Origin of the sequence: Streptomyces kurssanovii, from assembly GCF_040677245.1 — a bacterium.
Lineage (GTDB): Bacteria > Actinomycetota > Actinomycetes > Streptomycetales > Streptomycetaceae > Streptomyces > Streptomyces kurssanovii.
Map to the genome: position 1 here is coordinate 18270 of NZ_JBFAQK010000016.1, position 22404 is coordinate 40673.

The 22404-nt window shown below is 74.7% G+C and carries 2 protein-coding genes; both read right to left on the reverse strand.

The window, feature by feature from the left end; translation table 11 throughout:
- Window positions 1–10: 10 nt before the first annotated feature.
- Window positions 11–14557, reverse strand: a complete 14547-nt coding sequence (locus tag AB0K36_RS14320; protein ID WP_364593075.1) for a non-ribosomal peptide synthetase — start codon at window positions 14555–14557, stop codon at window positions 11–13.
- Complete coding sequence (locus tag AB0K36_RS14325; protein WP_364593078.1) at window positions 14554–22335, reverse strand: non-ribosomal peptide synthetase; 7782 nt, start codon at window positions 22333–22335, stop codon at window positions 14554–14556. The genes AB0K36_RS14320 and AB0K36_RS14325 overlap by 4 nt, the downstream gene beginning before the upstream one ends.
- Between the last annotated feature and the right edge of the window lie 69 nt (window positions 22336–22404).

Sequence of the window (22404 nt, forward strand, 5' to 3'; positions counted from 1 at the left end):
CTCCGATCGTTCAGTGGCCGGCCTGCGGCGTGTCGCGCTGTGCCAGCGTCCGGGCGACGGCGCCCAGGGCCTCGGGCCGGGCCAGGCCGGCGTGGTCGGTGTCCAGGTGGTGCTCCTCGATCCGGCCGGTGACGTAGGGGCTCCAGTTGCCGGGGGTGAGCGCCGGGTCGTGGTGGCCGGCTGCGGCGGCGAAGAACACCATGTCGCCGGTGTACTGCTGGGGCCGGAAGTTCTGGATGAGGCGCGTGTTGTTGAGGAAGACGGTGACCATGCGGCCGACCGCGTCGTCGTCGAGGTTGCCCAGGGCGCTGCCGCTGCCGCGCAGCGCCTCGAGCACGGCGGCCCGTTGGAGGGGGGCGTCGCCGAAGGCCTCGGCCCGGTCGATGCCGGCGGCGTTGAGGAGGATCGCCAGGACCTGTTCCTCGCCGACCTCGTGCTCGGTGCCGTCGTAGGCGTCGGGGTAGCCGTCGAGGACGGCCAGCAGGCTCACTTCGGCGCCTTCGGCCTGCAGGCGGGCGGCGACGGCGTGGGCGACCAGGCCGCCGAAGGACCAGCCGAGGATCTCGTAGGGGCCCTCGGGCACCGTCTTGCGGATCTGTTCGGCGTAGTCGCGGGCCATCGCGTCGATGTCGTCGGGCAGTGGCTCCTGGCGGGCCAGGCCGCGTGCCTGCAGGGCGTACAGGGGCTGTTCGCGGTCGGTGTGGCGCAGCAGTGCGGAGTAGACCCAGCCGAAGCCGCCGGCGGGGTGGACGCAGAACAGGGGGGTGCGGCTGCCTCCGGTGCGCAGCGGCAGGACCACGCCGAACGGGTCGTGGCCGGTGTCGGCGCCGTCGATGCGGGCGGCGAGGGCGGCGACGGTCGGCGCTTCGAAGAGGGTCCGTACGCCGATGTCGGCGCCGAGGACGGTCTTGACGCGGCCGACGAGGCGGGTGGCGAGCATGGAGTGGCCGCCGAGTTCGAAGAAGTTGTCGTCGGTGCCGACCCTGGGGGCGCCGAGGACTTCGGCGAACAGGCCGCACAGGATCTCCTCGCGGGGGCCGCGGGGCGGGCGTCCGGCGCCGCCGCGCCAGTCGGGTTCGGGCAGTGCGTCGCGGTCGAGTTTGCCGTTGGGGGTGACGGGCAGGGCGGGCAGCGGGACGAACGCGGCGGGGACCATGTAGTCGGGCAGTTGGGTCTCGAGGCCGGCGCGCAGTTGTTCCGCGGTGGTGTCGCCCGCGTCGGGGGCGGTGACGAGGTAGGCGACGAGGACCTTGTCGCCGGCCCGGCCGGGGCGGGCGACGACGGCGGCGCGGGTGACGTCGGGGTGGGCGGCCAGCGCGGTCTCGATCTCGCCGGGTTCGACGCGGAAGCCGCGGATCTTGACCTGCTGGTCGGCGCGGCCGCAGAAGTGGAGGACGCCGTCGGCGTCGCGGCGGGCGAGGTCGCCGGTGCGGTACATGCGGCCGCCGGTGTCGCCGAACAGGTGGGCGTGCGGGTCGGCGGTGAAGCGTTCCGCGGTGCGGGCGCTCTGGGCCCAGTAGCCGCGGGCGAGGCCGGCGCCGGCGATGTACAGCTCGCCGGTGACGCCGGGCGGTACGGGCCGCAGCCGTTCGTCGAGGACGTAGGCGCGGGTGTTGTCCAGCGGCCGGCCGATGGGGACGGCGGGCGGGACCTGGCCGGGGTCGGTGAACGGTAGCCAGGTGCAGCCCAGGGTGGTCTCCGTGGGCCCGTAGAGGGTCTTGACGACGGTGCCGGGGCAGGCTTGGAGGATCCGGCGCACGGCGGTGGGCGAGACGACGTCGCCGCCGGTCCACACGTCCTTGACGCCGGTGAACACCTCCGGGGCCTCGTCGGCGATCACGCCGAGCAGGCCGGCGGTCAGCAGCAGCGAGGTGACGCCGTGGTCGGCGAGGGTGCGCCGCAGGACGGCCGCGTCGATGCCGCCGCGGGGTGCGACGACGATCCGGCCGCCGGCCAGCAGGGGGGCGAACAGTTCGTAGGTGGAGATGTCGAAGGCGTACGGGGAGTGCATGAGGACGCGTGAGCCGGTGTCCAGGTCCCAGCAGCGGTCGGCGGCCAGGGCGATGGCGTCGCGGTGGGTGATGCCGATGCCCTTGGGGATGCCGGTCGAGCCGGAGGTGAACATGATGTAGGCGAGCTGGTCGGGCCGCACGGTGACGTCCGGGGCCGTGGTGTCCTGCTCGCCGTCCGCGGCGGACCCGTCGACGGTGAGAGTGGGGGTGTCCAGCCGGGCGGCGGTGGCGGCGTGGTGGGTGTCGGTGAGCAGCAGGGCCGCTTCGGTGTCGGCGAGGACGTGCCGCATCCGGTCGACGGGGTAGCCGGTGTGCAGGGGCACGTACACGCCGCCGGTCTTGAGGATCGCGAGGGTGGTGACGACGAGCTGGGCGGAGCGTTCGGCGAGGACGGCGACGCGGGTCTCCGGGGTGACGCCGTGGCGGATCAGGTGGCGGGCCAGCCGGTTGGCGCGGGTGTCGAGTTCGCTGTAGGTGAGCCAGGTGCCGCCGGCTTCGGTGACGGCGACGGTGTGCGGGGTGCGGGCGGCCTGTTCGGTGATGCGGCGGGGCAGGCAGGCGTCGGCGGTGCGCCGGCCGCGGGGGTGGTCGGTGTCGTTCCAGCCGGTGAGGACGCGCCGGTGGTCGTCGGCGCCGAGGATCGGCACGTCGGCGATGGTGCGGCCGGGGTCGGCGGCGACGGCCCGCAGGAAGGTGATGAGCCGGTCGGTGAGTGCTTCGGCGGTGGCCCGGTCGAACAGGTCGGTGCTGTATTCGAGGACGGCGTCGATGCCGTGCGGTTCGCCGTCGGGGCCGTGCCGTTCGGCCAGGTTGAAGGTGAGGTCGAACTTGGCGGCGCCGAGGGTGACGACTTCGGGGCGGGCGGTGAGGCCGGGCAGTTCGAGGACGGCTTCCGGGGTGTTCTGCAGGGCCAGCAGGACCTGGAAGAGCGGGTGGCGGGACAGGGAGCGGCCGGGTGCCGCGTCCTCGACGAGTTTCTCGAAGGGCACGTCCTGGTGGGCGTAGGCGGCGAGGTCGAATTCCCGTACCCGGTCGAGGAGTTCGCGGAAGGTGGGGTTGCCGGAGGTGTCGGTGCGCAGGACGAGGGTGTTGACGAAGAAGCCCACCAGGTCCTCGAGGGCGTCGTCGGTGCGGCCGGCGATGGGGCTGCCGAGGGGGATGTCGGTGCCCGCGCCGTGCCGGGTGAGCACGGCGCCGACGGCGGCCTGGAGCACCATGAAGAGGCTGGCGCCGCCGGTGCGGGCGAGGTGCAGCAGCTCGCGGTGCAGGTCGGCGTCGAGGGTGCGGAAGACGGCTTCGCCGCGGTGTGCGGGGGTGGCGGGCCGGGGCCGGTCGGCGGGGAGCTGGATCTCCTCGGGCAGTCCGGCGAGGGCGTCCTTCCAGTGAGCGCTCTGCCGACTGATGAGGCTGTCGGGGTCCGTCTCGTCGCCGAGGAGGTCGTGCTGCCACAGGGTGTAGTCGGCGTACTGGACGGGCAGCGGCGGGAAGTGCGGGGTGTGGCCGTCGCGGCGGGCGGCGTAGGCGGTGACCAGGTCGCGGGCGAGGGGGGCGAGCGACCAGCCGTCGCCGGCGATGTGGTGCAGCAGCAGGAGCAGGACGTGCTCGTCCTCGCCGAGGCGGAACAAGGTGGTGCGCAGCGGCGGTTCGGCGGTGAGGTCGAAGGAGTGGCGGGCGGCGGTGGCCAGTTCGGCGGCGAGGTCGCCTTCCGTGGTGTCGCGCAGGTGCAGGGCGGGGCGGGCGGCGGCGGGGTCGAGGACGAGCTGGTGGGGGGTGCCGTCGTCGCCTTCGGGGAAGACGGTGCGCAGGGTTTCGTGGCGGGTGGCGAGGTCGGCGAGCGCGGCGGTCAGGGCGCTGTGGTCGAGGGTGCCGGACAGGCGCAGGCCGACGGGCATGTTGTAGCCGGGGTCGTCGCCGGTGAGGCGGCCGAGGAACCACAGGCGGCGCTGGGCGTAGGACAGCGGGAGCCGCTCGGGGCGCTTGGTGGGGGTGAGGGCGGGGCGGTGTCCCGACGTTTCCCCGAGCCGCTCCCCCAGTCCGGCGACGGTGGGCGCCTCGAACAGGTCGCGCAGGGTGATCTCGGCGCCCAGGGCGGTGCGGATGCGGGAGATGAGGCGGGTGGCGAGCAGGGAGTGGCCGCCGAGGTCGAAGAAGTTGTCGTCGATGCCGGCCCGTTCGGTGCCCAGCACCTCGGCGAACAGGCCGCACAGGATCTCCTCGCGTGCGGTGCGCGGGGCGCGTCCGGCGGCGGGGGCGTCCGGTGCGGGCAGGGCGGCCCGGTCGAGTTTGCCGTTCACGGTGAGCGGCAGCGCCTCGAGGGTGACGTAGGCGGTGGGGACCATGAAGTCGGGCAGGCGGGCGGCCAGGTGCTCGCGTACGCCGGTCAGGTCGCGGTCCTTGGCGGTGACCACGTAGGCGACGAGGCGGTCGGCGTGCGGGAGGACCGCGGCCTGGGTGATGTGGGGGTGGGCGGTGAGGGCGGCCTCGACCTCGCCGGGCTCCACGCGGAAGCCGCGGATCTTGACCTGGTGGTCGGCGCGGCCGGCGAACTCCAGCTCCCCCCGGGTGTTCCAGCGCCCCAGGTCGCCGGTGCGGTACATGCGGGCGCCGGGCTCGGGTGCGTAGGGGTCGGCGACGAAGCGTTCCGCGGTGGTGCGCGGGCGGTGCAGGTAGCCGCGGGCGACTCCGGCGCCGGCCAGGTACAGCTCGCCGGTGACGTCCGGCGGCACCGGGCGCAGCGCGCTGTCCAGGACGTACACGCGGTCGTGGTCGACGGGCCGGCCGATGGGTGCGGAAGAAGGCCAGTCGGCGGGGTCGGCGGCCAGGGTGTGGGTGGTGACGGCGTGGGTCTCCGCGGGGCCGTACACGTTGTGCAGGCGCCGGCCGGGTACGGCGGCGGTGAAGGCGCGTACCCGTTCGGTGGGGGCGAGGGCCTCGCCGCCCTGGAGGATGTCGGTGAGGTCCGGCAGGGTGCGGCCGGTTTCCGCGGCGGCCTGGGCGAGGGCCTCGATGACGAGGTTCGGTGCGAACAGTTCGTTGATCTGCTGTGTCTCGAGCCAGCCGGCCAGCAGTTCGGCGCTGTGGCGGACCTCTTCGGAGGGGACGGCGAGGGTCTTGCCCGTCATGAGCGGGGAGAGGATCTCCTGCACCGAGAAGTCGAAGCCGATGGCGGTGAACTGGGCGGTGCGCGTCCCGGTGCCGCCGGGGAAGCGGCGGGCGTGCCAGGTCAGCAGGTTGGCCAGGCCGGCGTGGGGCATGACGACGGCCTTGGGGGTGCCGGTGGAGCCGGAGGTGTGGATGACGTACGCGGGGTGTTCGGGCCGCAGCGGCGTGGTGCGGTCGGCGTCGGTGAGGGCGGTGTCGGCGTAGGCGCTCAGGTCGTCGGGCAGGCGGTCCAGGACGGTCACCGGGCGGGCGTCGTCGATCATGAACGCGATGCGCTGCGCCGGGTAGGAGATGTCGACGGGCAGGTAGGCGGCGCCGGTCTTGAGGACGGCGAGCAGCGCCACGTACAGGTCGAGGGAGCGCGGCATGCGCAGGGCGACGATCTGTTCGGGTCCGGCGCCGAGGGTGAGGAGGTGGCGGGCGAGCCGGTTGGCGCGGGCGTGGAGTTCGGCGTAGGTGAGCCGGCCGTCGTCGTGGACCAGGGCCACGGCGTCGGGGGTGCGGGCCGCCTGGCGTTCGAGGAGTTCGGTGACGGGTGTGCGGGCGGCGCTGTCGCTGCCGTGGGTGGTGTTCCAGTCCTGAAGGACGCGGTGGCGTTCGGCGGGGTCGAGGAGTTCGACGCGGCCGACGGTGGTGTCGGGGTCGTCGGTGACGGCGGCCAGGAGCCGCAGCAGCCGGTCGACGAGCGCCTGGGCGGTGGTGCGGTCGAACAGGTCGGTGGCGTATTCCAGGGCGGCCTGGATGCCGCCGGGCCGGCCGTCGCCGGCGCGGAGTTCGACCATGCTCAGGTGCAGGTCGAACTTGGCGACGCCGACGCCGACGGGCAGGGCCCGGGCGTCGAGGCCGGGCAGGGCGAGGCGGGCCTCGCCGCTGTTCTGGAAGGCGAGCATGACCTGGAAGAGGGGGTGGCGGGACAGGGAGCGTTCGGGGCGCAGCTTCTCGACGAGCTTCTCGAAGGGGACGTCCTGGTGGGCGTAGGCGGCGAGGTCCGACTCGCGTACGCGCTTCAGGAGTTCGCGGAAGGTGGGGTCGCCGGAGGTGTCGGTGCGCAGGACGAGGGTGTTGACGAAGAAGCCCACCAGGTCTTCGAGGGCGTCGTCGGTGCGGCCGGCGATGGGGCTGCCGAGGGGGATGTCCTCGCCTGCGCCGTGCCGGGTCAGCAGGGCGGCGAACGCGGCCTGGAGCACCATGAACAGGCTGGCCCGGCCGTCGGTGGCGAGCGCGTTGAGCCGCTGGTGCAGGTCGGGGCCGATCGAGAACGGCACGGTGTCGCCGCGGTGGGTGGCGACGGCGGGCCGGGGCCGGTCGCAGGGCAGCGGCAGTTCCTCGGGGAGGGCGTCGAGGGCGTCGGCCCAGTACGCCAGTTGGCGGGCGTGGCGGCTGGTGGGGTCGTCCTCGTCGCCGAGGAGGTCGCGCTGCCACAGCGCGTAGTCGGCGTACTGGACGGGCAGCGGTGGCAGGTCGGGGGCGCGGCCGGCCAGGCGGGCCGCGTACGCCTCGCCGAGGTCGCGGGCGAGCGGCGGCCAGGACCAGCCGTCGCCGGCGATGTGGTGCATCAGCAGCAGCAGGACGTGCTCGTCGTCGGCGAGGCGGAACAGGGTGGCGCGCAGCGGCAGTTCGTGGGCGAGTTCGAAGCCGCGGCGGGCAGCGTGCGTGAGGTCCGCCTCGAGGGTGTGTGCGGTGGTGTCGGCGGTCTCGAAGTGGGGGCGGACGTCGTGCAGGACGTGCTGGCGCGGGATGCCGCCGGTCTCGGGGTAGACGGTGCGCAGCGCTTCGTGGCGGGCGGTGACGTCGGCGAGTGCGGCGCGCAGGGCGGCGGTGTCCAGGTGCCCGGTCAGGCGCAGGCTCATGGGGATGTTGTAGGTGGGGCCGGGGCCCTCCATGCGGTGCAGGAACCACAGCCGGTACTGGGCGAAGGACAGCGGCACCTCGGCGGGGCGGGTGCGGGCGGTGAGCGGCGGGCGGGCCTCCTGGGCGCCGTCGACGCGTTCGGCGAGCGCGGCGACGGTCGGCGCCTGGAACAGGTCGCGGACGGCGAGTTCGGCGCCCAGGACGCTGCGGATGCGGCTCAGCAGCCGGGTCGCGAGCAGCGAGTGGCCGCCGAGGTCGAAGAAGCTGCGGTCGATGCCGACCGCCGGCAGGCCCAGCACCTCGGCGAACAGGGTGGACAGGATCTCCTCGCGGCGGGTGCGGGGCGCTTGTCCTGCGGCCTCGTCGCCGCGGTCGGGGGCGGGCAGCGCGTCGCGGTCGAGTTTGCCGTTGGCGCTCAGCGGCAGGCTGTCGAGCAGGACGTAGGCGGCGGGCGCCATGTGGGCGGGCAGCCGCTGGGCGACGAGGTCGCGCAGTTCGCCGACGAGGGCGGCGTCCTGCTCGGCGCGGGCGGGGTCGTTGGCGAGCGGTCCTCGCCGGCCGGTGCGGGGGCGGTAGGCGGTGCCGTCGCCGGCGTAGGCGTCGAAGGTGTCGTCGTCCTGGCCCCAGGTGCACACGGCGCCCAGCGCGTACACGTCGTGGGGGTCGAGGGCGCCGGCCGGTGCGGGGCCTTCCAGCAGGGCGCAGGCGTCGGCCGCGGACCCACGCTCGAGTGCGTGTGCGGCCCGGGTCTCGGCGGTGAGGCGGGCGTTGGGGATGCCGGTGACGCGCACCGGCCGCGGGCCGGCGAGGATGCGGGCGAGTTCGCCGGCGGTGTCGAGGTCGGTGCCCCAGCGCAGGGTGGTCCCGGCCGTTGCGGGGAGCTCGCCGCCGCGGTGCAGGGTGACGTCGTAGCGGTGGCGGCTCATCTCGTTGTGGTGGGCGGCCGTGCGCAGGGTGATGTCGGCGTGGGTCAGGTGCGGGTCGCGGGCGACGAGGTCGGTGAAGAAGTCCGGGTCGAGCAGGAGTTCCTTCTCCGTGGCCAGTGACTGGTCGACGGCGCGGCGCACGGCCGCGGGGTCGGCGAAGGCGCCGGCGCGGCGCAGTTCGACGGCGGTGCGGAAGGCGTGCAGGGTGCGCAGGTTGCGGATGTCGCCGAGGAAGATCGTGCCGCCGGGGGCCAGCAGTTCGGCGGCCCGGTGCAGGATGCCGGCGAGGTAGCGGGCGTCGGGGAAGTACTGGGCTACGGAGTTGAGGACGATGGTGTCGAAGTGGCCCTCGGGCAGGTCGTCCGTCTCGTGTGCGGCGCGGGCGTCCACGGTGACCTTGTCCGACAGGTCGGGGCGCGCGGCGAGGTGGGCCTCGAGCCGGGCGACGACGCTGCGGGAGAGGTCGGTGCCCCGGTACTCCTCGGTGTGCGGGGCGATCTGGGACAGGATCAGGCCGGTGCCGCAGCCGATCTCCAGGACCCGCCGGGGGCGCAGCGCGAGGACGCGGTCGACGGTGGCGGCGCGCCACTCGCGCATCTCCTCCAGGGGGATCTCATCGGCGGTGTAGCTGCTGTTCCAGCCGGAGAAGTCCTCGCCGAAGGCGCGGCCGGGCTCGGCCTCGTAGAGGGAGTCGTAGGTCTGCTGCCACCGGTCGACCTGGCCGGTGCCGTGGTCCTGGTCGGGTGCGGCGCGGTGGGTGGTGTCGCGGGTCAGGTAGGCGACGAGCTGTTTGTCGCCGGGGGTGTCCTCGCGGGCGATCACGGCGCCGGCGGCGACGGCCGGGTGGCCGGTCAGGACGGTCTCGATCTCGCCGGGTTCGATGCGGAAGCCGCGGATCTTGACCTGCTGGTCGGCGCGGCCGGCGAAGTGCAGGTTGCCGTCGGCGTCCAGGCGTGCCAGGTCGCCGGTGCGGTACATGCGGGTGCCGGTCTCGCCGAACAGCAGGGCGTAGGGGTCGGGCACGAAGCGCTGCGCGGTCAGGGCGGGGCGGTTCAGGTAGCCGCGGGCGACGCCGGCGCCGGAGACGTACATCTCGCCGGTGACGCCGGGCGGTACGGGGCGCAGCCGCTCGTCGAGGACGTAGACGCGGGCGTGGGCGACGGGGCGGCCGATGGGTGGGGCGGCGGCGCCGGTGGCGGGGGCGCTCATGGTGGCGCACACGGTGGTCTCGGTGAGGCCGTAGGCGTTGACCATGCGGCGGCCGGGTGCGAAGCGGGCGGCCTGGTCGGGGGCGGTGGCGTCGCCGGCGACGATGAGGTCGGTGCCGGGCGGCAGGGCGCCGTCGGGCAGGGCGGGCAGGGCGGAGGGCGGCAGGGCGATCAGGGTGATGTGCCGGTCGTGGACGAGGCGGGCCAGCGACGGGCCGGGCAGCAGGTCGTCGGCGTCGGCCAGGACGAGTCCGGCGCCGGTGAGCAGCGCGGAGGTCAGTTCCCACACGGCGGCGTCGAAGCTGATGGACGCGAAGTTCAGGACGCGGCTGTGGGTGCCCAGGCCGAAGGCGGCGGCCTGGGCGGGGAGGGTCGCGGCGAGTGAGCGGTGGGCGACGACGACGCCCTTGGGCGCTCCGGTGGAGCCGGAGGTGTAGATGACGTACGCCGGGTGGGCGGGCAGCAGCGGTGCGCTGCGGTCGGCGTCGGTGAGGCCGCTGTCGGCGTAGGCCGCCAGGGTGGTGTCGTCGGGCAGGGCGTCGACGACGAGGGCGGGGCGGGCGTCGGCGCGCATGTGGGCGATGCGCTCGGGCGGGTAGTCGGGGTCGACGGGCAGGTAGGCGGCGCCGGACTTCCACACCGCGAGGACGGCGGTGACCAGGTCGAGGGAGCGGGGCAGTTGGAGGGCGACGATCTGCTCCGGGCCGGCGCCGAGGGTGACCAGGTGGCGGGCGAGCCGGTTGGCGCGGGCGTCGAGTTCGGCGTAGGTCAGCGACCGGTCCCCCATGATCAGGGCGGTGGCGTCGGGGGTGGCGGCGGCCTGCTGTTCGAACAGGTCGGTGAGGGTGCGCTCGTCGGGCAGCGGACCGTCGGTGGTGTTGAGGCCGACGAGGAGACGGTGGCGCTCGGCGGCGTCCAGCAGGTCGACGGAGCCGATGGTGCGTTCCGGGTCGTCGGCGACGGCGTCCAGCAGGCGCACCAGGCGGCTGCCGAGGGCTTCGACCGTGCCGCGTTCGAAGAGTTCGGTGCTGTACTCCCAGTCGCCGCGGATGCCGGCGCGGGTGCCGTCGGCGGTGTGCTCCTCGATGACGGCGAGGCCGAGGTCGAACTTGGCGAAGCCGACGCGGACCGGTTCCGCGGCCACGTCCAGGCCGGGCAGGGCCAGGTCGGCGGCGGGCATCGACTGCAGTGCCAGGACGACCTGGAAGAGCGGGTTGCGGGCCAGGGAACGCTCGGGGTTGACCTCTTCGACGAGCTTCTCGAACGGCAGGTCCTGGTGCGTGTAGGCGGCGAGGTCGAACTGCCGTACCCGTGCGACGAGTTCGCGGAAGGTGGGGTCGCCGGAGGTGTCGGTGCGCAGGACGAGGGTGTTGACGAAGAAGCCCACCAGGTCGTCGAGGGCGTCGTCGGTGCGGCCGGCGACGGGGCTGCCGACGGGGATGTCCTCGCCTGCGCCGTGCCGGGTCAGCAGGGCGGCGAACGCGGCCTGGAGCACCATGAACAGGCTGCTGTCGCAGGCCTTGGCGAGCGCGGTCAGCTTCTCGTGGAGGCCGGCGTCGATGTGGAAGGGCACGGTGGCGCCGTGGTGGGTGGCGACGGCGGGCCGGGGGTGGTCGCAGGGCAGTTCCAGCTGCGCGGGCCGGCCCTCGAGTGCCTTGCGCCAGTGGGCGAGCTGGGTGCCCTGGAGGCTGTCGGGGTCGTCGGCGTCGCCGAGGAGGTCGCGTTGCCACAGGGTGTAGTCGGCGTACTGGACGGGCAGCGGCGTGAAGCCGGGGGCGTGGCCGTCGCGGCGGGCGGCGTAGGCGGTGGCGAGGTCGCGGGTGAGGGGGGCGAGCGACCAGCCGTCGCCGGCGATGTGGTGCAGCAGCAGGAGCAGGACGTGCTCGTCCTCGCCGAGGCGGAACAGGGTGGCGCGCAGCGGCAGTTCGGTGGTGAGGTCGTAGGGCCGTGCGGTGGCCTCGGCGAGCTGCTCGGCGAGCCGGTGCTCCTCGGTGTGGACGATGGTGAGGGCGGGTGTGGCGTCCTGGGGTGCCACGATGTGCTGGTAGGGCTCGCCGTCGTGGCTGGGGTAGCGGGTGCGCAGGGTTTCGTGGCGGGCCACGAGGTCGGCGAGCGCGGCGCGCAGCGCGGCGGTGTCGAGGGTGCCGGACAGGCGCAGCGCGAGGGGGATGTTGTAGGTGCTGTTGGGTCCGTCGAGGCGGCCGAGGAACCACAGGCGGCGCTGGGCGTGCGACAGCGGGAGCCGCTCGGGGCGCTTCGCGGGGGTGAGGGCGGGCCGGGCGCCGGACGCCTGGTCGAGCCGCTCCCCCAGTCCGGCGACGGTGGGCGCCTCGAACAGGTCGCGCAAAGTGATCTCGGCGCCCAGGACGGTGCGGATGCGGGAGATGAGGCGGGTGGCGAGCAGCGAGTGGCCGCCGAGGTCGAAGAAGTTGTCGTCGATGCCGACCCGGGGCAGCTTCAGCACGGCGGCGAAGAGGGTGGTGAGGATCTCCTCGCGCGGTGAACGCGGCGTGCGTGCGGGGGCGGTGGTGTTCTGCGGTGCGGGCAGGGCGGCCCGGTCGAGTTTGCCGTTGGGGGTCAGCGGCAGGGCGTCCAGGGCGACGATGGCGGCGGGCACCATGAAGTCGGGCAGGGTGCGGGCCAGCCGGCTGCGCACGGCGGCCGTGTCGAGGCCGGGGCCGGCGGGGACGGCGTAGGCGACGAGACGTTTGTCGCCGGGGCGGTCCTCGCGGACGACGACGGCGGCGCGGGCGACGGCGGGGTGGGCGGTGAGGGCGGCCTCGATCTCGCCGGGTTCGATGCGGAAGCCGCGGATCTTGACCTGGTGGTCGGCGCGGCCGGCGAACTCCAGTTCGCCGTCGGTGTTCCAGCGCCCCAGGTCGCCGGTGCGGTACATGCGGGCGCCGGGCTCGGGGGCGTAGGGGTCGGCGACGAAGCGCTCGGCGGTCAGCACGGGGCGGTGCAGGTAGCCGCGGGAGACGCCCGCGCCGGCCAGGTACAGCTCGCCGGTGACGCCCGGCGCGACGGGGCGCAGCGCGCTGTCCAGGACGTAGACGCGGGCGCCGGCGACGGGCCGGCCGATGGGGGCTGTTTCGCTCCAGGCGGCCGGGTCCTCGGGCAGGGCGGTGCCGGTCATCACATGGGTCTCTGCGGGCCCGTAGTGGTTGTGCAGGCGCCGGCCGGGCACGGCGGCGGCGAACTCGCGCACGGTGCGGGTGAGGGTGAGGGCCTCGCCGGCCTGGGCGATGTGGCGCAGGGCGGGCAGGGTGCGGCCCGCCTCGGCGGCGGCCTCCGCGAGGGCCTCGATGACGAGGTTCGGCGCGTACACCTCGCCGACGTGCTGTTCGTCCAGCCAGGCGGCCAGCTGTTCGGCGCTGCGGCGCACCTCCTCCGACGGTACGGCGAGGGTCTTGCCGTGCAGCCAGGTGGCGAGGATCTCCTGGGAGGCGACGTCGAAGCCGATGGTGGTGAACTGGGCGACGGGGGTGCCCTGTTCGCCGGGTATCTCGCGCCGGTGCCAGGCCAGGAGGTTGACCAGGGCGGCGCCGGGCATGACGACGGCCTTGGGGGTGCCGGTGGAGCCGGAGGTGTAGATGACGTACGCCGGGTGGGCGGGCAGCAGCGGCGCGGTGCGGTCGGCGTCGGTGAGGTCCGTGTCGTCGTAGCCGCTGAGGTCCTGGCCGGTCTCCTCGCTGGTGAGGACCACGGCGGGGCGGGCGTCGGCCATCATGAACGCGATGCGCTGCGCCGGGTAGGCGGTGTCGACGGGCAGGTAGGCGGCGCCGGTCTTGAGGACGGCGAGCAGTGCCACGTACAGGTCGAGGGAGCGGTCCAGCTTGAGGGCGACGATCTGTTCGGGTCCGGCGCCGAGGGTGACCAGATGGCGGGCGAGCCGGTTGGCGCGGGCGTTGAGTTCGGCGTAGGTCAGTGACCGGCCGCCCACGAGGAGGGCGGGGGTGTCGGGGGTGGCGGCGGCCTGTGCCTCGAAGAGGGCGGCGAGGGTGCCCTCCTGGGCGGGCCGGCCGGTGGTGTTGAACTCCTCGAGGACCTGGTGGCGTTCTGCGGCGGACAGCAGGTCGAGGCGGCCGACGGGCAGGCCGGCGCCGTGTTCGGCGATGTCGGCGAGGAGCGTGTCGAGGCGCTGGAGCAGCAGCCGGGCGCCCGCCTCGTCCAGGACGTCGCCCCGGTGGTCGAGGCGGAAGCGGAGGGTGTCGCCGGGGATGGCGAGCAGGCTCAGCGGGTAGTGGGTGGCGTCGGCGACCTCGAAGCCGGCGAGGCGCAGTCCGCGGGCCTCGGCGCGCAGGACGGCCGGGTCGAGGGGATAGTTCTCGAACACGACGACGGTGTCGAAGAGGTCACCGGTGCCGGTGGCGGAGCGGATCTCGGTGAGGGACAGGTGCCGGTGCTCGATGAGGGCGGCCTGTTCCCGCTGCACCCGGCCGAGCAGGTCGCCGAGTGTCTCGGCGGGCCGGACGCGGACGCGGACCGGCAGGGTGTTGATGAACATGCCGATGGTCGACTCGATGCCGGGGATCTCCGGCGGGCGGTGGGCGACGGTCGCGCCGAACACGACGTCGTCGCGGCCCAGTTGCCGGCCCAGCAGCAGTGCCCAGGCGCTCTGCACCAGGGTGTTGAGGGTGATGTTGCACGAGCGGGCCAGCGCGGTGAGCTTCGTGGTGGTCGTAGCGTCGGTCTCGTGCCAGATCTGGCCGGGCAGGGCGGAGCCGTCGGCGGCGCCGCGGCCGGCTCCGGCGCCCGCGACGAGGCTCGGCTCCTCCAGGTCCTCGAGGGCGGCCCGCCACGCGGCGCGGGCGGCGTCGTCGTCGCGGCCGGCGAGGTGGGCCAGGTAGGCGCGGTAGGGGGTGACGGGGGGCATGCCGGCGTCGTCGCCGCGCTGACCGTAGAGGGTGAACAGCTCGCGTACCAGCAGCGGCATCGACCAGCCGTCGAGGAGCAGGTGGTGGGTGGTCAGGACGAGTTTGTGGTGCTCGGCGGCGAGGGCGAGCAGGGCGAAGCGGATCAGCGGCGGGGCGCCCGGGTCGAAGCGTTCGGCACGGTCGGCCGTGACGTACTCCTCGACGGCCCGCTCACGGTCGCTCTCGCCCAGGGCGGTGAGGTCGCGGGTGTGCCAGGGCAGCGGGACCTCGTTCGGCACGAACTGGACGGGCCGTTCGACGTTGTGCTGCCAGAACCCGGCGCGCAGGTTGGGGTGGCGGCGCAGCAGGGCCGCGGCGGCGGCCCGCAGGCCGTCCTCGTCGAGGGGGCCGCGCAGCTCGAAGACCATCTGGACGGTGTAGACGTCCGGGCCGTGGGTCTCGGCACCGTAGGTGACCTGGAAGAGCAGGCCTTCCTGGAGCGGGGACAGGGGCAGGACGTCGGCGAGTCCGGACCGGGTCATGGGGCAACCTTCCACGCGGCTTCGAGCTGGTCGATCTGGTCCTGGCTGAGCTGGACCAGGGACAGGTCGGAGGGGGTGATGCCGCCCGCCTCCGGGCGTTCGGCATGAGTGACGAGTGCGGTCAGGGCGCGGAACCAGGTCTCGCCCAGGTCGCGCACGGCCGGCTCGTCGAGGAGGCGGCCGGCGAAGGTCCAGGTGGCCGTCAGGCGGGGCCCGGCGGGCTCGTCGAGGGTGAGGGCGTTGACCTCGACGGCGTGCGCGAGCGGCAGGCTGGGGTCGGTGCCGTCGCCGATGGCCTCGGCGTCGGGGGCGGCCGTCCACAGGGTGCCGGCGCCCTGGGCGGGGAAACGGCCCAGGTAGTTGAAGCCGAGCGGCGGTGTGCCGTGCGGGGCGAGCGCGGCGAGGCTTCGTCCGGTGCGGGGGTCCAGGTGGCGCAGCAGGCCGTGGCCGATTCCGCCGTCGGGGATCTGCCGCAGTGCTTCCTTGATGCGTTTGACGGCTGTTCCCGCGGCGGGCCCGCCGGTGAGGGCGTCGGCCGCGTCGAGGGCGCCCAGGGCGAGCCGGACGGGGTAGAGGCTGGTGAACCAGCCGACGGTGCGGGAGAGTTCGGCGCCGCCGGTGCCCGGTTCGCGGCCGTGTCCTTCGACGTCGGTCAGGACGGCGTCGCTGTCGCCGAGTCCGCGGCGCCGTCGCCAGTCGGTGACGGCGAGCGCGAACGCGGTGAGCAGGATGTCGTCGACGCGGCCGTTGAACGCGGCGGGCGCGGTGGTCAGCAGCGCGGCGGTGGTGGTGGCCTCGAGGGTGAGGGTGAGGCTGCGGGCGGTGGCGGCGGTGTCGAGCCGGCTGTCGAGCGGCTGCGCGGTCACCGGTGGGCAGCCGGCCGCGAGCATCCCGGTCCACAGGGCCAGTTCGGCGGCCCGCTCGGGACGCCGGGCCTGCTGCTCGAGGTGGTGGGCCCAGGCCCGGAAGGAGGTGGTGACGGGCGGCAGGGCGGGGGCCGCGGCGCCCGGTGCGGTGGCTTCCCAGGCGGCCTTCAGGTCGGGGAGCAGGATGCGCCAGGTGACGCCGTCGACGATCAGGTGGTGCAGGGTCAGCAGCAGGCGGCCGGGACGGTCGGGGCCGGTGTCGAGCCAGACGGCCTGCCCGACCCGGCCGGCGAAGGGCGCGAGACGGTCGCGGGCGGCCGCGGCCTCGGCCGTGGTCAGGGCGGCGAGGGCCTGCTCGTCGAGGCCGGCGGCGTCCACGCGGCGTACCCAGTCCTCGGCGCGTACGGTGCCGGGCGCCTCGATCCGCATCGTCCAGCCGCCATTGCCGTCGCCGTCGCCGTCGCGTGAGAACGCCGCGCGCAGTGCGTCGTGGTGGTCGATCAAGGTCTGCACGGCAGCCATGAGCCGTGCCGTCTCCAGGCGGGCGGGGACGGTGACGGCCATCGTCTGGCTGAACGCGTCGACGGGTCCGCCGCGTTCGCGCAGCCAGTGCATGATCGGGGTGAGCGGCACGTCGCCGGTCGCGGCGACGGCGGCGGTCTCCTCGCGGGTGGTGTCGGCGAGCGTCTCGGCGACGGGGGCGAGCTGGGCGACGGTCTTGTGCTCGAAGATCTGCGCGGCGTTCAGCAGCAGTCCGGCGCGCCGGGCGCGGCCGACGAGCTGGATGACCATGATGCTGTCGCCGCCGCGGTCGAAGAAGCTGTCGTCGATGGAGACCTTCTCGATGCCGAGGACCTCGGCGAACAGCACGGCGAGGAGTTCCTCGCGGGGGGTGCGCGGGGCGCGGCCGGCGCTGTCGGCGGCACCGAAGTCGGGGACGGGCAGGGCGCGGCGGTCGAGTTTGCCGTTGCCGGTCAGCGGCAGCGCGTCGAGAGGGACGAACGCGGCGGGCACCATGTAGTCGGGCAGCGCGGCGGCGACGTGCCGGCGCAGCACGGCGGGGTCGGCGGTGGCGCCGGGCGCGGGGACGACGTAGGCGACGAGGCGTTTGTCGCCGGGCCGGTCCTCGCGCACGAGGACGGCGCTCTGCGCGACGCCGGGGTGGGCGCCGAGGACGGACTCGATCTCGCCGAGTTCGATGCGGAAGCCGCGGACCTTGACCTGGTGGTCGGCACGGCCGAGGAAGGTGAGGACGCCGTCGCGCCGCAGGCGCACCAGGTCGCCGGTGCGGTACATGCGCTCGCCGGGGGCGTGCGGGTCGGCGACGAACCGTTCGGCGGTCGCGTCCGGCCGGCCCAGGTAGCCGCGGGCGAGGCCGGCGCCGCCGATGTACAGCTCGCCGGTGACGCCGGGCGGCACGGGCCGCAGCCGGTCGTCCAGGACGTGGCAGGTGGTGTTGTCCAGGGGGGTGCCGATGGGGACGGTGGTCTCCTGCTGCCACGGTGCGCGCATGAAGTGGTGGGTGGCGAAGGTGGTGGTCTCGGTGGGGCCGTAGCCGTCGGCGACCATGGTCGACGGGGAGGCGGCCAGCACCCGGGCGACGGCGGCCGGGGAGACGACGTCGCCTCCGGTCCACACCTCCCGCACGCCGGTGAAGCAGTGCGGGCTCTCCTCCGCGAGCAGGTTGAACAGGCCGGAGGTGAGCCACATGCCGGTGACGCCGCCGTCGACGATCGCCCGCTCGAGGGCGCGGGTGTCCAGGTCGCCGGGCGGGGCGACGACGACGGTCCCCCCGGACAGCAGCGGCACCCACAGCTCGTACTGGGAGGTGTCGAAGGAGTACGGGGAGTGCAGCAGGACCCGCTGCTGGTTGCCGGTGCGCCAGCAGGTGTCGGCGGCCAGGGCGGCGACGTCGCCGTGGGTGATGGCGACGCCCTTGGGGTTGCCGGTGGAGCCGGAGGTGTACATCACGTAGGCGAGCTGGTGCGGGTGCGCCGGCACCACGGGCAGCGGCTCGCCGCCGGTGGGCAGTTCGTCGACGACCAGGACGTCGGCGTCGCCCGCCCAGGAGCGGCACTCGTAGGCGGTGTCGGTGTCCCGGTCGGTGAGCAGGACCCGGGCCCGGACGTCGGCGGTGATCAGACGCATCCGGTCGGCCGGGTAGCGGGTGTTGAGCGGCACGTAGAAACCGCCCGCCTTGAGGACGGCGAGCAGTGACACGACCAGGTGCACCGAGCGCTGCTGGAGGACGGCGACGGCCGACTCGCGGCCGGTGCCTGCGGCGGCGAGGCGGCGGGCGAGGGCGCCGGAGCGGGCGTCGAGTTCGGCGTAGGTGAGTTCGGTGCCGTCGTCGCCGACGACGGCGACCGCTTCGGGGGTGCGGCGGGCCTGGGCGGTGAAGAGTTCGGCGAGGCCGGCCCGCGGCACGGGCCGGGCGGTGTCGTTGAAGGCGGCCAGGCGGGCGTGTTCGGCCTCGTCGAGGAGGTCGTGGGAGTGGACCGGCGCCTGCGGGTCGGTGACGACGGCGTCGAGGAGCCGCAGCAGCCGGCCGGTGAGCGCCTCGGCGGTGGCCCGCTCGTACAGGGCGGTGTCGTACTCGAGGTCGCCGTCGATGCCGGCGAACTCCTCGCCGTCGCCGCGGTGTTCGACGAGATTGAAGGTGAGGTCGAACTTGGCGACGCCGAAGTCGACGTCCTCGCGCCGTACATCCAGCCCCTTCAGGTGGGCCCTGGCCTCGAAGTCCTGGTAGGAGAGCACCACTTGGAACAGGGGGTGGCGGGCGGCGGACCGCTCGGGCTGGAGGCGTTCGACGACCCGGTCGAAGGGCACGTCCTGGTGGGCGTAGGCGGCCAGCGCCGTGGCGCGCACCCGGGCCAGCAGTTCGGTGAAGGTGGGATCGCCGGAGGTGTCGGCGCGCAGCACGACCGGGTTGACGAAGAAGCCCACCAGGTCGTCGAGGGCGCTGTCGGGGCGGGAGGCGGTGGGGCAGCCGATGGGGATGTCGGTGCCGGCCCCGAGGCGGGTGAGCAGGGCGGCGAGGGCGGCCTGCAGCACCATGTGGCAGGTGGCGCCGTGGGCGCGGGCGAACGTGTCCAGCCGGGCGTGCAGTTCGGGCGGTACGGCGAGCGGCACGGAGCCGCCGCGGTGTTCGGCGACGGGCGGGCGGGGGAAGTCGGCGGGCAGCTCGAGCTGGTCGGGCAGGCCGGCCAGGGTGCTCTCCCAGTGGGCGAGCTGGCGGGCGGCGAGGCTGTCGGGGTCGCGCTCGTCGCCGAGGAGCTCACGCTGCCACACGGCGAAGTCGGCGTAGCTGACGGGCAGCGGCGGGAAGTCGGGGGCGCGGGCGGCGAGCCGTGCGGCGTAGGCGGTGGACAGGTCGCCGAGCAGGGGGCGCAGTGACCAGCCGTCGCCGGCGACGTGGTGCATCAGCAGCAGCAGCACGCTGTCCCCGCCCGGCAGGGTGAACAGGTGGGCCCGTATCGGCAGTTGGCAGTCGAGGTTGAACGGTTCGCGGGCGGCGGCCGTCAGGGCGGCCGGGAGCTGCTCGTCGTCGACGCGGGACTCGATGACCCAGGGGCGGGCCTGCTCGGCCGGCAGCAGCCTCGGGGTGACGCCGTGCTCGCCGCGCGGGTAGACGGTGCGCAGGCTCTCGTGCCGGACGACGACGTCGTACAGGGCGGCGCGCAGCGCGGTGCGGTTCAAGGTGCCCGAAAGGCGCAGCGCGAGCGGCATGTTGTAGGTGGGCGCGGCGCCCTCGACCTCGCGCAGCACCCACATGCGGTGCTGGGCGTAGGAGGTGGGGCGGGGGCCGTCGCCGTGGTCCCAGGGCACGAGCGGCGGGCGGCCGGTGGCGGCGGTGCGCACCCGGGCGGCGAGGCCGGCCGGGGTGGGGGCCTCGAAGAGGTCCTGGATGGTGATCTCGGCGCCGAGGGTGTCGCGTACGGCGGCGATGAGGCGCCCGGCGAGCAGCGAGTGGCCGCCGAGGGCGAAGAAGTCGCTGTCCGCGCCGACCTGCCCGGTGCCGAGGGTGTCGGCGAAGATGCGGCGCAGGGCCGCCTCGCCGGGGTCGGCGGCCTCGGCCGCCTCGCCCTCGGTTTCGGCCTCGGGGGCGGGTGTGCTCGGTGCGGGCAGGGCCGCCCGGTCGAGTTTGCCGTTGGCGGTCAGCGGCAGCGCGTCCAGGAGCGTGAAGGAGGCGGGCAGGCTGTGGGCGGGCAGTTGCCCGGCCAGCAGGCCGCGCCAGCCGGCCACGTCGGGCTCGACGCCGTCGGTGGGGACGGCGTAGGCGGCCAGCCGCCGGTCGCCGGGCCGGTCCTCGCGGACGACGACGGCGGCCTGGGCGACACCGGGGTGGGTGGCGAGCACGTTCTCGATCTCGCCGAGTTCGATGCGGAAGCCGCGGATCTTGACCTGGTCGTCGCCGCGTCCCAGGTAGGCGAAGGTGCCGTCGTCGAGGTGGCGCACCAGGTCGCCGGTGCGGTACATGCGGGTGCCGGGCGCCCCGTACGGGTCGGCGGTGAACCGCTGCGCGGTCAGCGCGGGCCGGCCCAGGTAGCCGCGGGCCAGGCCCGCCCCGGCGACGTACAGCTCGCCGGTGAAGCCGGGCGGCACGGGCCGCAGGGCGGCGTCCAGGACGCGGGGGGTCAGGTCCGGGATGGGCCCGCCGAGCAGGGAGGGGGCGCCGGGGACGGCGTGGCCGGGGCCGAGAGGGGCGTACGTGACGTGCACGGTGGTCTCGGTGATGCCGTACATGTTGACCAGGCGGGCGGCCGTGCCGCGGCGGGCGTACCAGTCGGCGAGGCGGGCCACATCGAGGGCCTCGCCGCCGAACACGACGTAGCGCAGGGCCAGTTCGGGGGCGTGGGTGCGGGCCCGGTCGGCGGCGTCGAGCTGGTGGAAGGCGGTCGGTGTCTGGTTGAGGACGGTGACCTTCTCGCGGGCCAGCAGGTCGAGAAAGTCTCCGGGCGAGCGGCTGACGTGGTACGGGACGACGACGAGCCGGCCGCCGTGCAGCAGGGCGCCCCAGATCTCCCAGACGGAGAAGTCGAAGGCGTAGGAGTGGAAGAGGGTCCACACGTCGTCGGGGCCGAAGCCGAACCAGTGGTCGGTGGAGGTGAACAGGCGCACCACGTTGCTGTGCGGGATCACGACGCCCTTGGGGCGGCCGGTGGAGCCGGAGGTGTAGATGACGTAGGCGGGGTGGGCGCCGTCCACGGCGGTGCGCGGGGCGGTGTCCGGGTAGCCGGCGAGGTCCTCGGTCATCGACTGCGGGTCGAGGACGAGGACGGGGTCCGCGTCCTCGAGCATCCAGGCCAGCCGGTCGGCCGGGTAGTCGGGGTCCAGCGGCAGGTAGGCGGCACCGGACTTGAGGACCGCGAGCAGGGCGACGACCAGGTCGAGGGAGCGCGGCAGGGTGAGGGCGACGAGCCGCTCGGGGCCGGCGCCCTGCTCGACGAGCCGGTGGGCGAGGCGGTTGGCGCGGGCGTCGAGCTGCGCGTAGGTGAGGTGGTCGCCGTCGTGGCTGACGGCCACCGCGTGGGGGGTGGCCGCGGCGCGGGCGGCGAAGAGGGTGTGCAGCGCGGGGCCGCCGGTGGCGGGCGCCGCGGCGGCGGGCGCGGTGGGGGTCTCGGCGTGGATCCGGCCGAGCGGCGTGTCCGGGCCCGCCTGGGCGAAGGCGCCCAGGAAGCGGACGAAGCGCGCCAGATGGGCGTCGGTCTCGCTCTCGCCGTACACGGCCGCGTTGGCCTCGAGGTCGATCCGTGCGCCGGAGCCGTCGGGCTCCTCGTACACGGAGAACTTCAGGTCCTCCACGGGTCCGGTCGACACCGGGTGCGCGGACGCCGCCGGGCCGCCGAAGTCCAGGGCGCGCCCGTAGGGCATGACGTTGACGACGGGGCCGTAGGCGCGTTCGCCGACGGCGCCGAGCTCGCGGCGCGCCTCCTCGTACGGGTAGCGCTGGTGGCGCAGCAGCGGTTCCAGGGCGTCGCGCACGGAGGCGACCAGCTCGGCGAGTGTGGCGGCGGGGCGCGGTTCGACGTGCAGTGCGGGCACGTTGGCGACGGTGCCGGGCGCGCGGCGGGCGGCGGCGGTGCGGCGGGCGGTGACCGGCATGCCGAGGGTGATGGTCCGCTCCCCCGTCAGCCACTGGAGGTAGGCGGCGACGGCGGCCGGGAAGGCAACCTGCCGGCCGGTGTCCGCGGCGCGGGCCACGGCGTCGAGTCCGGCGAGCACGTCGCGTCCGGCGAACGCGGTGCGGCGCAGCGCGCCCGGCGTGGCGGGGGCGGTGGTGCCGGCGAGGGTGACGGGTGTGTGGCGGGGGGCGGCGAGCCAGTGGGCGCGGTCCTTCGCGTAGGCGTCGGAGGCGCGCCAGGCGGCCTCGGCCTCCAGCAGGTCCCGGATGCCCCTGTCGTCGTCGCCGGTTTCGGCGTCGCCGCGGTAGGCGGCGGCGACGCGTTCGGCGACGAGGCGGAAGCCGTACCCGTCGAGGAGCAGGTGGTGCACGTGCTGGAACCAGCGGTGGCGGCCGGCGCCGAGGGTGAACAGCGCCTGGGTGAACAGGGGCCGGCCGCAGGTCACGTCCAGGGGCCGGGCGACGACGTCGCGCATCCAGGCGTCGGCGGCGGCCGCGGGGTCGTCCTCGGCGCTGACGTCGACGCGGTGCAGGGTGAAGGGGACGTCGTCGGCGACGGACTGGGTGACGGTTCCCTCGGCGTCGGTGTGGAAGCGCAGCCGCAGCGCGTCGGTGCGGGCGACGGTGGCGCGCAGCGCCGCCTCGAAGCGGTCGGCGTCGAGGGCGCCGGTGAGTTCGACGTATTCGCCGGTGTTGAACACGGGACTGTGCGGGTCCCGCGCCTGCGCGAACCAGATGCCGAGCTGGGCCGCCGTCAGCGGCAGACGCGCGTCGTCGGGAACGGGCACTCTTCCCCCAAGGTCCGGGCCGTCCGCGGCTGGGCGGCGAGAATCCCGCTCAGCCTCGCGGGAGGGGTT